This window comes from Bradyrhizobium sp. CCH5-F6 (genome assembly GCF_001556045.1).
GTDB lineage: Bacteria > Pseudomonadota > Alphaproteobacteria > Rhizobiales > Xanthobacteraceae > Bradyrhizobium.
The window spans coordinates 1-13,684 of the sequence record NZ_LSIC01000104.1; the positions used below are offsets into that span (position 1 = coordinate 1).

12 protein-coding genes are annotated in these 13,684 nt (G+C 64.8%); 8 read left to right on the plus strand and 4 right to left on the minus strand.

Translation table 11 applies throughout. The annotated features are described in order from the left end of the window. A partial coding sequence (locus AX729_RS19215; protein WP_061025849.1) for a transglycosylase domain-containing protein occupies nt 1-2,178 on the minus strand: 2,178 nt, incomplete at its 3' end. A 179-nt stretch (nt 2,179-2,357) separates the two neighbouring features. On the opposite strand from AX729_RS19215, the gene AX729_RS19220 reads away from it, so the two are divergent. Next, entirely contained in the window at nt 2,358-2,783 is a 426-nt protein-coding gene (locus AX729_RS19220; protein ID WP_061025850.1) for a DUF1330 domain-containing protein, read from the plus strand. Between the two features lie 132 nt (nt 2,784-2,915). On the opposite strand, the gene AX729_RS19225 is transcribed toward AX729_RS19220, so the two are convergent. Further along, nucleotides 2,916-4,142, minus strand: coding sequence for an ABC transporter substrate-binding protein (locus AX729_RS19225; RefSeq protein ID WP_061025852.1), 1,227 nt, complete (start codon nt 4,140-4,142; stop codon nt 2,916-2,918). 163 nt (nt 4,143-4,305) lie between these two features. Continuing rightward, nucleotides 4,306-4,662 carry a DUF1304 domain-containing protein gene (locus tag AX729_RS19230; RefSeq protein WP_197433627.1) on the minus strand — a complete coding sequence of 119 codons (357 nt, stop codon included), beginning with the start codon at nt 4,660-4,662 and terminating at the stop codon, nt 4,306-4,308. A 98-nt stretch (nt 4,663-4,760) separates the two neighbouring features. Here AX729_RS19230 and AX729_RS19235 point away from each other — a divergent pair, with 98 nt between their 5' ends. Next, nucleotides 4,761-5,291 (plus strand): methylated-DNA--[protein]-cysteine S-methyltransferase, encoded by a 531-nt coding sequence (locus AX729_RS19235; protein WP_061025856.1) that lies wholly within the window; start codon nt 4,761-4,763, stop codon nt 5,289-5,291. 144 nt (nt 5,292-5,435) lie between these two features. Here the strand turns inward: AX729_RS19235 and AX729_RS19240 are convergent, their stop codons facing one another. Continuing rightward, a complete protein-coding gene (locus AX729_RS19240; RefSeq protein WP_061025859.1) occupies nt 5,436-8,225 on the minus strand; it encodes a [protein-PII] uridylyltransferase in 2,790 nt (929 codons plus the stop codon). A gap of 188 nt (nt 8,226-8,413) precedes the next feature. Here AX729_RS19240 and AX729_RS19245 point away from each other — a divergent pair, with 188 nt between their 5' ends. The 6 genes from AX729_RS19245 to AX729_RS19270 all read left to right on the plus strand — a co-directional run. Then, nucleotides 8,414-9,385: an aliphatic sulfonate ABC transporter substrate-binding protein gene (locus AX729_RS19245; protein ID WP_061025861.1), complete on the plus strand. Its 972-nt coding sequence runs from the start codon at nt 8,414-8,416 to the stop codon at nt 9,383-9,385. A 71-nt stretch (nt 9,386-9,456) separates the two neighbouring features. Next, nucleotides 9,457-10,302, plus strand: a complete 846-nt coding sequence (locus tag AX729_RS19250; RefSeq protein WP_061025868.1) for an ABC transporter permease — start codon at nt 9,457-9,459, stop codon at nt 10,300-10,302. Between the two features lie 4 nt (nt 10,303-10,306). Beyond that, on the plus strand, nt 10,307-11,092 hold the full coding sequence (locus AX729_RS19255) for an ABC transporter ATP-binding protein (protein WP_061025864.1): 786 nt from the start codon (nt 10,307-10,309) through the stop codon (nt 11,090-11,092). 55 nt (nt 11,093-11,147) lie between these two features. Continuing rightward, a complete protein-coding gene (locus AX729_RS19260) occupies nt 11,148-11,657 on the plus strand; it encodes an OsmC family protein (RefSeq protein ID WP_061025865.1) in 510 nt (169 codons plus the stop codon). Between the two features lie 169 nt (nt 11,658-11,826). Then, the gene (locus AX729_RS19265; protein WP_061025867.1) at nt 11,827-12,636 is read left to right on the plus strand and encodes a hypothetical protein; all 810 of its coding nucleotides are present in this window, start codon (nt 11,827-11,829) and stop codon (nt 12,634-12,636) included. Nucleotides 12,637-13,039: 403 nt separating this feature from the next. Beyond that, the coding region (locus tag AX729_RS19270) for a PAS domain-containing protein (RefSeq protein ID WP_156457061.1) at nt 13,040-13,684 on the plus strand (645 nt) is incomplete at its 3' end.

A 13,684-nucleotide genomic window follows, 5' to 3' on the forward strand; every position in this document is an offset into this window, starting at 1 on the left:
GTCGAGACCTGCCGCTGCCTCCGGTCGCACATTGGCGCGCGTGGGAGGCGGCGGGCGATAACCGCCGTTATTGGTCGGTGCCGGTCCGGGCGCTGCCGCTGTCGGCGGCGACACCTGCGAAGCCGCCTGCGCGAGGTTCGACAGGCCCCAGCTCGCTTGCGCGTTCGGCAAGTTCGCCACCGGCACGCCCTCGTGCGCCGCGCGCATGAAGCGCGTCCAGACTTCGACGGGCAGGCCGCCGCCGGTCGCCTTCTTGGTCGGCGAGTTGTCGTCATTGCCGAGCCAGACGCCGGTGACGAGGTTGGCGGTGTAGCCAATGAACCAGGCGTCGCGATAATCCTGGCTGGTGCCGGTCTTGCCGGCGGCCGGCCAGCCGGGAATCTCGGCCTTCTTGGCGGTGCCTGATATCAGCGTCTCCCGCATCATCGTGTTCATCATGCCGACATGGCGGGGGTCGACGACCTGATTGCGCTCTTCAGGCTGGCGCATGTAGAGCAGCTTGCCGCTGAGCGTCCTGATCCGCGTCACGACATGCGGCGCCACCGCGAGGCCGCCATTGGCGAAGGGCGCATAGGCGCCGACCAGCTCGACCATGGAGACTTCCGACGTGCCGAGCGCGATCGAGGCATTGGGTTCGAGCTTGGACGAGATGCCGAGCCGGTGCGCGGTGCGCACCACGTTCTTCGGCCCGACTTCCAGACCGAGGCGGATCGCGACCGTGTTGAGCGACATCGCCAGCGCCTGCGTCAGCGTGACCGCGCCGAAATATTCGTGGGTGTAGTTCTCGGGCCGCCAGCCCTTGACCTCGATCGGCGCGTCCTGGCGCATCGTGTCGGGCGTCAGCCCCTGTTCGAGCGCGGTGAGATACACGAACGGCTTGAACGAGGAGCCCGGCTGGCGCTTCGCGGTCACAGCCCGGTTGTACTGGCTGTCCGAATAGTTCCGCCCGCCGACCATGGCGCGCACCGCGCCGTCGGGCGTCATGGCGACCAGCGCGCCCTGGCTGACGTTGAACTTCACGCTCTTGGCCGCGAGCTCGTCGATGATGGCGGCTTCCGCCACGCTCTGCAGCTTCGGATCGATCGTGGTCTCGACCTTGATGCTCTCGTCGATCTGGCCGACCAGGTCGTCCAGCACCTCGCCGATCCAATCGGCGACGTAGTTCACCGTGCCGGCGCCGACCGGCTTCACATTGTAGGAGGGGTGCCCGATCGAGGCCTTGGCCTGCGCGTCGGTGATGAAGTTTGCGTCCGCCATCGCCGCGAGCACGATCTGCGCGCGTGCTTCGGCGCCTTCCGGGTTGCGGTTCGGCGCAAGGCGCGACGGCGACTTGACGAGGCCGGCCAGCATCGCGGCTTCCGCGATGGTGACGTTCCTGGCCGACTTGCCGAAATACTTCTGCGCGGCGGCTTCGACGCCATAGGCGCCGGAGCCGAAATAGACGCGATTGAGATAGAGCTCCAGAATCTCGTCCTTGGAGTGCTTGCGCTCCAGCCAGATCGCGAGCTCCGCCTCCTGCAACTTGCGCCGCATGGTGCGCTCCTGGGTCAGGAACAGGTTCTTGGCGAGCTGCTGCGTCAGCGTCGAGCCGCCCTGCGAGACGCCGCGATGAAGCACGTTGGTGACGAGGGCGCGCAGGATGCCGACGGGATCGATGCCGAAATGCGAATAGAAGCGGCGGTCCTCGATGGCGATGAACGCCTTGGGCAGGTACGGCGGCAAATCCTTCAGCGCGACATTGGCGCCGGCCATCTCGCCGCGTTGCGCAAGCATGCTGCCGTCCATGCCGACGATCTGGATCGTTGGCGGCCGCTTGGGAATCTCCAGCGACTGGATCGGCGGCAGATGAGCGCCGACATAGATCACGACGCCGATCACGGCGATCCCGCCCCACAGGGCCAGCACCGCGCCCCAATAGACCAGGCGGCCGAGGCTGAAGCCTCCGCGCGATTTCGAGCGACGTTTGGCGCCGCTGCGGCTTGCAGGCGTTTTGCGCTCGCGCGGCGGCTCGTCGCCGGCATCGTCGCTCTTGCGCTTGGCTGATGCTTTCGCAGATTTCTTCGGCTTGTCGTCGCCGCCGGGAATGCGGTCGGCTGCGGTCAGGCGCAGATCGGCGAGCGCCGCGGGCAGGCCGAACAGCGGCTCCTTCCGCCCAGCTTTTTTCTTTCCCCACGCCATACGCAATACGCCCGGTCAGCCGCCCCGCCGCACGCTAGCGGTCGCTGTTTAAGGCCCGGTTACCCAGACCTTAACGCGCAATTAGGAGGTGCGGCATTCACACCCCGCAGTTCCGCTTTCAGCGGCGCAGGGCTAGGATCGCCGGCACAAAACAGACGGAACTCACGAGGGGAGCAGGCATGGGCCACATCGATCCGACCAAGGAGATCTTTGCGCAATTCCGGGAGAACGACCGCCCGGGCCCGATCCACATGCTCAATCTGGTGCGCCTGCGGAAAGAGGCGGCCTATCCGGACGGTCGCAAGGCGAGCGGCGCGGAAGCCTATGCTGCCTATGGCCGCGAGAGCGGCCCGGTGTTCGAGCGCCTCGGCGGCCGAATCGTCTGGCAGGGCAAATTCGAGCTGATGCTGATCGGCCCGCAGGAGGAGCGCTGGGACCATTGCTTCATCGCCGAATATCCGAGCGTCGCCGCCTTCGTCGAGATGATCCGCGATCCCATCTATCGCGAGGCGGTGAAGCATCGCCAGGCCGCGGTGGAGGATTCGCGGCTGATCCGGCATGCCGTGCTGCCGGTGGGAAAGAATTTCGGGGAGATACCGACGTAGATTGTAGGGTGGGTTAGCGCAGCGGCGGCGCGAAGCGCAGTCCGCTGGGCGTAACCCACCTCTTCTCGTTCCCGTGTATCAGCAGAAGTGGTGGGTTACGCCTTCGGCTAACCCACCCTACCAGACCAGCGCCTAGCCCGACGGGCCGGTGTCCTCGATGATCGGTCCGAACAGCTCCCAGCGTTCGCCGTTGAACTTCATCATCTGCATCTGCTTGTTGACGCGGTAGTCGTTCGGCCCGGTGGTGATCTTGATCCCGGGCAGCGCCAGGCTCGGCGTGTAGCCTTTGATGTTGGCGACCTGCTTCATCACGTTCTCGCGCGTGAGATCGTCGCCGCATTGCTTCAAGACCTGCACCAGCAGCTCGGCGACCGAATAGGCGTAGGTGTTGACGGTGTTGAGCTTGTCGCCTTCGGGGAAATACTTGTCCATGAAGGCGAAGAAGGCCTTCACGCCGGGATCGTCCTTCCACTGGGGATCGCCGGGGTCCTTGCCGTAATTGGTCGAGATGATGCCCTTGGAGATATCGAGGCCGGCCGGCTTCAGCGTTGCCGACACCGGGCTCGCATTGATGTCGAGGATGTGCACCGGGGTCCAGCCGAGATCGGCGAGCTTCTTGATCGCCTGCGCCGCGAATTTCGGCGTCGAGGCGTCGAAGAAGAGATCAACCCCCATAGACTTCAGCTTGACCACCTGCGAATCGACGGTGGGGTCGGTGACCTCGTAGGAGACCTCGCCGACGATCATGCTGGCGGCCTTGTCGCCGAGTCCGCTCTTGAGGCCCGCCAGATAGTCGCGGCCCATGTCGTCGTTCTGGTAGAGCACGCCAATCTTTGCGTTGGGATGCTCCTTGAGAATGTACTTGGCGTAGATACGCCCCTCAGACACGTAGTTGGGATTGTAGGCGATGGTCCAGGGATAGTTCTGCGGATCGTTGAATCGCGCCGCGCCGGTCGAGGCGAGGAGTTGCGGGACCTTCTTGCCGTTGAGGTACTTCTGAACGGCGGCGTTCGCGGCGGTGCCGATCAGCTGGAAGGTGAACAGGACTTCATCGCCTTCGACCAGCTTGCGCACCTGCTCGACCGTCTTCGGCGGCGAATAGGCGTCGTCATATTGGATCAGGTTGATCTTGCGGCCGTTGATGCCGCCCTGATCGTTGATCATCCTGAAATAGGCGGCCTGGGTCTTGCCGATATTGGCGTAGACGGAATAGGCGCCGGAAAACGGCACGGTCTGGCCGATCTTGATCTCGGTGTCGCTTGCGCCGGTGTCGTATTTCTTCTGGGCGAGGGCCTGGCTGGCGGAGACTGCGAAGGCGAATGCCGCCGTTGCAGCCATGAAGGCTCTGCGATTGTTCATCTTGGGTTGTTCCTCCTGACGGAATTTTAGGCCGACGGTCTTTCTCCGTTGATTGCAACGGTCGCCATCGCTGCCGAAGATTGTGGAGGAAGGTTCGCCGCCGCGCAAGGAGCGCGGCGCTGCGCCGTAGCGTCTCAGGCCAGGGAGTCCTGGGTCAGGCGTCTCAGGCCAGGACCAACGCGAGCAGCGCGAGCGCCGCCGGCAGCGCCTGCACCATCAGGATGCGCGTGCTGACGGTCGCGGCGCCATAGGCGCCGGCCACGATCACGCAAAGCAGGAAGTACACCTTGATCTGGAGCGCGAAAGCCGGGTTGCTGTGCGCGAGGCCCCAGATCAGGCCAGCGGCGAGGAAGCCGTTATAGAGGCCCTGATTGGCGGCCAGCACTTTCGTGATCTCTGCCTTCTCCGGCGTGTTACGGAATGTCTTCATGCCAAGCGGCTTGTCCCAGAGAAACATCTCCAGGATCAGGAAGTACGCGTGCAGTGCGGCGACCAGCGCCACCAGGACATTGGCGATCAGGATCAAGGTGAGTCCCCCAGAGCGTCAGCTTTCGGGTGGACGGTAGCATGGCTGGCATGGCAAGTGCGACGGAAGTGTTTCGATGCAGTGGTGTCGCAATGGCCGGTCGATCAACCAAACCGTCTGCAAGTTTCGGTCTCGACCGCTTGACGACGCCGATCGGGATCGCGCTGCTCGTCACCGATGCTGATGGTGTCTTGCGCGCGCTCGATTGGGAGGACTACGAGCACCGCATGCTCGGGCTGTTGCGCCTGCATTACGGCGCGGTGGCTCTGAGTAATCAGCCAGCGCCCGCGGAGATGCGGATGGCGCTGTCAGGATATTTCGAGGGCGAGCTGGGTCGGCTCTTGAGCATCGCTTGGCGCACTGCCGGAACGCCGTTCCAGCAAAAGGCCTGGACCGCGCTTGCGCAGATCCCCGCCGGTACCACGCTGAGCTACGGTGTGCTCGCCGCAAGGATCGGCATGCCCAAAGCCATTCGCGCGGTCGGACATGCCAACGGCTCCAACCCGATCAGCGTGGTGCTGCCCTGTCACCGCCTGATCGGCGCGGATGGCTCCCTGGTGAAGTATGGCGGCGGCATCGAGCGCAAGCGGTGGCTGCTGCGGCATGAGGGCGTGGAGGTTTAGGTCTCTCTCCCCGTCATTCCGGGGCGCGCGTAGCGCGAACCCGGAATCCATTTATCCGCGTCACCAGTGGCTCGATGGATTCCGGGCTCGCCGCTGCGCGACGCCCCGGAATGACCAGGGGAGAGAGGTACGCGCGACCGCCCATTACGCCGCCGGCTGCACCGCCTTGTCGCCGGCCATCACATGGGTCAGGGCGCTCTTGATCGCGGCCTGCCGCGTCGGCGCGTTGATCTGCGCGCCCAGGAGGTCGGTGACGTAGAACACGTCGCGCGCGCGCTCGCCGAAGGTCGCGACATGGGCCGAGGCGATGTTGAGATTGAGCTTCGAGATCGCGGTGGTCAGCTCGTAGAGCAGGCCGGGCCGGTCGAGGCCGGAGACCTCGATCACGGTGTAACGGTCGGACCATTGGTTGTTAATGGTCACTTCCGGCTCGATCACGAACGGCTTCGCCTTGCTGCGTACGGTGCGCCGCGCCATTGCTTCGGGCAGGCGCAGCTTGCCCTCCAGCACGTCCTCGATCATCTCGCCGATGCGCGTGGCGCGACGGCCTTCATCCTCGTCGCGGTCGTATTCCCGGGAGATCGAGATCGTGTCGAGTGCGCGGCCGTCGGTCGTGGTGTAGATCTGGGCATCGACGATGTTGGCACCGGCCGAGGCACAGGCGCCCGCGATGATCGACAGCAGCCAGGGATGGTCGGCGGCGAAGATCGTCAGCTCGGTGACGCCGCGCACCTCGTCGAAACCGACGTTGATCGCGAGCTTGTGGCCGGCCTGCTCGCTGGAGCGGACGAAGCGGGCGTGGCGGATCTTGCGCGGCAGCTCGACCTTGAGCCAGTAGGCGGGGTAGTGCCGGGCGATATAGGCGTCGAGCTCGTCCTTCGGCCATTCGGCGAAGGCCATGCGGAATTCGGCGTGCGCGGCCGCAAGCCGTTTTCCCCGGTCGACTTCCGAGAAGCCGCCCGTGAGCACCGGTTCGGTCTCATAGTAGAGCGAGCGCAAGAGCTGCGCCTTCCAGCCGTTCCAGACGCCGGGACCGACGCCGCGGATGTCGGCCGTGGTCAGGATGGTCAAGAGCTTCATCTGCTCGACCGACTGCACCACGGCGGCGAAATTCTCGATGGTCTTGCGGTCGGAGAGGTCGCGCGACTGCGCGACCGTGGACATCGTCAGATGCTCCTCGATCAGCCACGCCACCAGTTCGGTGTCGGCGGGGCTGAAGCCGAGCCGCGGGCAGAGCCGCCGGGCCACCTTTGCGCCGGCGATCGAGTGATCCTCCGGCCTGCCCTTGGCGACGTCGTGCAGGAGCGTGGCGATGTAGATCACCGCGCGGTGCTCAGGCCGGGTCTTGCGCATGAGGTCGCTGGCGAGAGCGAATTCCTCGATGCCGCCACGCTCGATGTCCTGCAGGAAGCCGATGCAGCGGATCAAATGCTCGTCGACGGTGTAGTGATGATACATGTTGAACTGCATCATCGAGACGATCTTGCCGAAGGCGCGGATGAAATGGCCGAGCACGCCGGTCTCGTTCATCCGCCGCAGCACGATCTCCGCGTTGTCGGAGGTCAGGATCTCCATGAACAGCCGGTTGGCCTCGGGATTCTCGCGGAGCTGCGCGTTGATCAGGCCCAGCGATCGCGTCACGTCGCGCATCGCATCCGGGTGGAAGGCGAGGTTGTTCTTCTGCGCGAGGCGGAAGATGCGGATCAAATTGACCGGGTCGTGCTTGAAGATGTCGGGCGCGGCGACGTTGATGCGGTTGTTGTCGACGATGAAGTCGTCGCTGTCGGGGACGCGCCGCTTCACCGCGGTCGGCCGCAACCGCGCCATCATCCGGCTCAGCACCGGGGCGGGCTTGGCCTGCTGGTCCTCGAGCTTGGCGCAGAGGATGGCGGTGAGGTTGCCGACTTCCTTGGCGACCAGGAAGTAGTGCTTCATGAAGCGTTCGACATCCTGCATGCCGGGATGCGAGGTATAGCCGAGCCGGATCGCGATTTCGCGCTGCAGATCGAAGGAGAGGCGCTCTTCGGCGCGGTTGCAATAGAAATGCAGATTGCAGCGTACCGACCAGAGGAAATCGGCGCAGCGGCGGAAGCTGCGATATTCCTGTGCGTCGAACACGCCGCGCGCGACGAGTTCGTGGGTATCGCGCACGCGGTAGACGTATTTGGCGATCCAGAACAGCGTGTGCAGGTCGCGCAAGGCCCCCTTGCCGTCCTTGACGTTGGGCTCGACCAGATAGCGCGACTGGCCGCCGCGGCGGTGCCGCTCCTCGCGCTCGGCGAGCTTTGCGGTGACGAATTCCGACGCGGTGCCCTGCACCACTTCCTTGTCGAAGCGCTCGACCAGTTCCTCATAGAGTGGCTTGTCGCCGGTGAGGAAGCGCGTCTCCAGGATCGCAGTGCGGATCGTCATGTCGCCGCGCGCCTGCCGGATCGATTCGTCGACCGAGCGCGTGGCGTGACCGACCTTCAACCCCATGTCCCAGAGGCAATAGAGGATCGCTTCGGCGACCTGCTCGCCCCAGGCGGTCTGCTTGTAGGGCAGGATGAACAGCAGATCGATGTCCGATTCCGGCGCCATCAGGCCGCGGCCGTAGCCGCCGGTGGCGACCACCGCCATGCGCTCGGCGCCGCTCGGGATCGGCGAGCGGTAGAGATGGCGCGTCGCGGCCGAATACAGGATGCGGATGATCTCGTCCTGCACGTGGCACAGGCGCTCGGCGCAGCGGCGGCCGTGGCGGTCCTTCAAGAGGATCGCCTGTGCGGCGGCGCGCGCCGCGATCAGCTCCGCCTTGAGCAGTTGCGCCATCGCCGTGCGGAACGCGTCCTCGCGACCCTGATGCTTTTCGGCAAGCGCATCGACCGCGGCGGTGATCCGCACGGTGTCGAAACGATCGTCTACCCCGGCCTTCTGCTCAGTCGCGATGCTGTCCATGTCTCTCCCGATATAAGAGGTGACAGGCGCTGTCACCCGACATTCTCTGGCAATAGTCGTTCCAAGCTGGAAAGGCGCGGCTTCGGGCAAATCTGTTCTCGGCCGCCGTGCTTTCAAGGGACGGATTTTCTCGTTGACCTCTAGATATAACTCATTGAAGAACAATGAAATTTTTCAGGAGGACGAGCATGGCTGGGATTGCACGACGTATTCTTCTGGCGGGCGCGTTGGCGCTCGCATTCTCCCCCGCGGCGAAGGCGGCCGGGCCGCTTAAGGAAATCCGCATCGACTGGGCGACCTACAATCCGGTGTCGATGGTCCTGAAGCAGAAGGGGCTCCTGGAGAAGGAGTTCGCAAAGGACGGTATCACGGTCACCTGGGTGCAGTCGGCCGGCTCCAACAAGGCGCTCGAATTCCTCAACGCCGGCTCGATCGATTTCGGCTCGACCGCGGGGTCCGCGGCACTGGTCGCCCGCATCAACGGCAATCCGATCAAGTCGATCTACGTCTATTCGCGCCCCGAATGGACCGCGCTGGTGACTTCAAAGGATTCCAAGATCGCCGCCGTTGCCGACCTCAAGGGCAAGCGTGTCGCGGTGACGCGCGGAACCGATCCGCACATCTTCCTGGTGCGCGCGCTGCTCGGCGCGGGCCTGACGGAAAAGGACATCACGCCGGTGTTGCTCCAGCATGCCGACGGCAAGACCGCGCTGATCCGCGGCGACGTCGACGCCTGGGCCGGGCTCGATCCGATGATGGCGCAGGCCGAGGTCGAGGAAGGTGCGAAGCTGTTCTATCGCAAGGCCGACGCCAACACCTGGGGCATCCTCAATGTGCGCGAGCAGTTCTTGAAGGACCATCCCGACATCGTTCGCCGCGTCCTCGCGGTTTACGAGGAGGCGCGCAAATATTCGCTGGCGAATTACGATGAGCTGAAGAAGACCTTCATCGCGGTCACAAAACTGCCCGAGGCCGTCGTCGACAAGCAGCTCAAGGAGCGCACCGAACTCACCCACGGCCGGATCGGCGCGCCCCAGCGCGAGTCGATCCTGGCTGCCGGCCTCGCGCTGCAACAGGCCGGCGTCGTCGATGCCAAGGTCGACGTCAAGGCGACGCTCGACGCCCTGATCGACGATCAGGTCCCGCTGCCGACGAATTAGTATCTCTTGCCTCCCTTGGAGGGAGACTCGACGCTCCTTCCATTCCCTCTTCAGACGCGCTTGCTATGGCCATGATCTCCGACGCGCCAGTGCTGCAACAGACCTCGGAGCCGGCCGAGGGCGCCGCTGCGCCCTCGCGCCTGTCCCGTTATGCGCGGCCGATGCTGGGCGTGCTGCTGCCGCTGACGCTCGCGCTGGGTTGGGAGCTCGTGGTGTGGCTCGCCTGGTCCAACGGCCGGTTGGTGCCGCCGCCCTCGCGCGTCTTTGCCGAGATCGCCGAGCTCGCCCGTTCCGGCGAGCTGGTCCGCCACATCACAGCGACGCTGTGGCGCGTCGTCCTCGGCTTTGCCGCCGGCATCGTCGCGGGCACGCTGCTGGGAGCTATCTCCGGCTATTGGTCGCTGGCGCGGCGGCTGCTCGACCCGACCGTGCAGGCGCTGCGCGCGATCCCCTCTCTGGCCTGGGTCCCGCTGTTCATCCTCTGGCTCGGCATCTTCGAGACCTCGAAGGTCGCGCTGATTGCGGTCGGCGTGTTCTTCCCGGTCTATCTTGGCGTCATGGGCGCGATTCTCTCGGTCGATCGCAAGATCGTGGAGGTTGGACGCACCTTTCGCCTCTCCGGGTTCGCCATGATCCGCCGCATCCTGTTGCCCGCGGTGCTGCCGGCCTATGTCGTATCCCTGCGCGTCGGTCTCGGCCTCGGCTGGATGTTCGTGGTCGCAGCCGAATTGATCGGCGCCTCCGAAGGGCTCGGCTACCTCCTGCTCGACGGCCAGCAGCTCGGCAAGCCCGCGCAGATCCTGGCCGCCATCGTGATCTTCGCCATCCTCGGCAAGCTCACGGATTGGCTGATCGAGGTTGCCGCCGCGCCGTTCCTGCGCTGGCAGGACGCCTTCGGGCGGGCAAGGGGAGCTTGAAGCGATGCTGGCGCTCGACCGGGTCAGCAAGACCTATCCCAACGGCGTAGAGGCGCTGGCGCGCTTCTCGGCCGAGATCAGGCAAGGCGAGATCATCGCCATCATCGGCGGCTCCGGTTGCGGCAAGTCCACATTGTTGCGCGCCATCGCCGGCCTCGATCGCGCCAGCTCGGGCAGCGTAACGCTCGACGACGAGGCGATCAGTTCGCCGCATGCCAAGATCGGCATCATCTTCCAGGAGCCGCGGCTGTTGCCCTGGCTCAGCGTCGCCGACAATATCGGCTTCGGCCTTGCCGATCTGCCCGCGACCGAGCGGCGCGAGAAGGTGGCGCGTGCGCTCGAGCGCGTCGGGCTCGCGGAAAAGGCGCAGGCCTGGCCGCGCGAGCTCTCCGGCGGGCAGGCACAGCGGGTTGCGATTGCGCGGGCGCTGGTGCCGCAGCCGGAGGTGCTGCTGCTCGACGAGCCGTTCTCCGCGCTTGATGCTTTCACGCGCAGGGATCTCCAGGATCATCTGCTCGACCTGTGGGCCGACACGCGGCCGACGCTCATCCTCGTCACCCATGACGTCGACGAAGCCGTGGTGCTGGCCGACCGCGTGCTGGTGATGCGGCCGCGGCCGGGCCGGCTATTCGACCAGATCGAGGTCAATCTCGGCCGGCCGCGCGACCGCAACTCGCCGCTGTTCGAGAATTTCAAGCGCAGTGTGCTGACATCACTCGACCGTTCGCTCGACCGCAGCGTGCCCGACCGCGACGCAACCCTGGGTCCCGGTCAGGCCATGTGGTGGTGACAATCTCGCCCCGAGCCGGTACATCGGCAGGCATCATGTCCCGGGAGAAAACAAAATGGACGCTGTACAACTGCGCCAGATGCAGGCCCCGATCAAGGAGCGCTACAAGAACGATCCCAAGGCCGCGCTGATCACGCTGAAGGCCAAGGGCTCCACCGACGGCGAAGGCATCGCCTGCAAGGTCGAGACCGGCCGCGCCATCGCGATGGCCGGCCTGCATCCCGGCACCGGCGGCTCCGGCCTCGAGCTCTGCTCCGGCGACATGCTGCTGGAAGCCCTGGTCGCCTGTGCCGGCGTCACGCTGAAATCGGTCGCGACCGCGATCGAGGTTCCCCTCAAGACCGGCAACGTCTACGCCGAGGGCGATCTCGACTTCCGCGGCACGCTCGGCATCGACAAGGAAACTCCGGTCGGCTTCGCCGAGATCCGCCTGCGCTTCGAGGTCGACACCGACGCGCCGCAGGACAAGCTCGACCTGCTGCTCAAGCTCACCGAGCGTTATTGCGTGGTCTATCAGACCATCAAGAACGGCCCGAAGGTGTCAGTGTCGATGCAGCGGATGTGAGGCGAAGGTCGCTACTCCAAAATCGGTGTCGTCCCGGCGAACGCCGGGACCCATCATCCCGAGCGCCGATTGTATTGCCGAACTGATCACTACAACCGTTCAACACAGCGAAGCCTGTGGTTATGGGTTCCGGATCTGCGCTGCGCTTGTCCGGGACGACAAAACAAAAATGTCTCCCGATCTCCACTTCATCCTCTTCCTGTTCTTGCGCATGGCGATCGCGGCGGCGTTCGTTGTGTCGGCGTCGATGATCGCCGAGCGCGCCGGGCCTGTGATCGGCGCGCTGGTTGCGACCTTGCCGGTGTCGGCTGGTCCCTCCTACGTCTTCCTGGCGCTGGACCACGACGCCGCCTTCATCGCACAGGGCGCGCTGGCAAGCCTCCCCGTGAATGCTGCGACGATCGTCCTCGCGCTCACCTATGTGGTGCTGGCGCAGCGACATGGCCTACTCGTGAGCTGTGGAAGCGCAATCGCGGTCTGGATCGTGCTTGCATCGATCATCCGCCAGTTCGACTGGTCGCTCGCCGCCGGGCTCGCGGCCAATCTGATCGCGTTCGGCATCTGCATTCCGCTGCTCGCAGGTTATCGCCATGCGAAAATGCCGCTGGTGACGCGCCGCTGGTACGACGTGCCGATGCGCGCTGCGCTGGTCGCAACCCTCGTCGCCATCGTGGTCTCGACGTCGAGCTGGGTCGGCCCTCGCATCAGCGGCATCATCGCGCTCTATCCGGTGGTGTTCTCCAGCATGATGGTGATCCTGCACCCGCGCATCGGCGGACCACCGACTGCCGCAGTGCTCGCCAACTCCGCCTGGGGCCTGCTCGGATTTGGCATGGCCATCGCCGTTCTGCACGTTGCAGTCGTGTGGTTCGGCTCCACGGTCGGCTTGTGCCTCGCGCTCGGGACCTGCGTGGCGTGGAACCTGACGCTGTGGGGAATCGGCCGGCGCGCGGCGCACAAGGCGCGGCCGATTCCGTGAGACTACGGATATGCGCGACACGACGTCGCGAAAGCCGATGCGGCACGCTCAACTCACGCTGACAGGTGACGAGGCGTCTCCGCAAGGCGTTGAGTGAGAAGCATCATTTCAAGTTTCGTCGTGCTTTTCAGGTCGGAGCTCCGGCATCCCTCGCTTGGACACGCTCATCCGCCCCCGTCGAATTCCCGACAGTAAAATTAGAACTTTATTCGAGCTTTTCTCGTACAGAATCAGGCTGCCACTCGCTTCCGTTACTGTCGGCACGAATATCGACGGACCTGCGCATAAGTCGCCAGAACTGCGGGGCGCCGGTTTGGGACTACGGCAGCAGTGCCGCACGGTGAGTTCCTTGATCCCGACGGGCATATCCCCATCGGCGCTCTTTCGAGATGGAGATCTCCTGATGTTTGGACGCAAGTCCCGTGGTGATGCCGACGCAACGCTCGCGGCCATCGGTCGTTCGCAAGCCCTGATCGAGTTCGCGATGGATGGCACGATCCTGACCGCCAACCAGAACTTCCTGACTGCGCTCGGCTACTCCCTCGAGGAGATCAAGGGGAAGAAGCATTCCATGTTCCTGCCGGCTGCTCAGCGCGACAGCGCCGAGTACCAGGCGTTCTGGGCCCAGCTCACCCGCGGCGAGCCCCAGGCAGCCGAGTTCAAGCGGATCGCCAAGGGCGGCCGCGAGGTCTGGATCGAGGGATCGTACAATCCGGTGCTCGACGAAGCCGGCAAGCCCGTCAAGGTCGTGAAGATCGCGACCGACATCACCGCGAAGAAAATTCGCGGCATGACCGAAGCCTCCAAGATCGCCGCCATCAGCCGCGCCCAGGCCGTCATCGAGTTCAAGCTCGACGGTACCGTCGTCACGGCCAACGAGAATTTCTGCCGGGCACTCGGCTATTCGCTGGCCGAGATCGAGGGCAAGCATCACAGCATGTTTGTTGCGCCTGCCGAGCGAGACAGCGCTGCCTATCGCGAGTTCTGGGCGGCCCTCAATCGTGGTGAATACCAGGCGGCCGAATACAAGCGCATCGGCAAGGGCGGC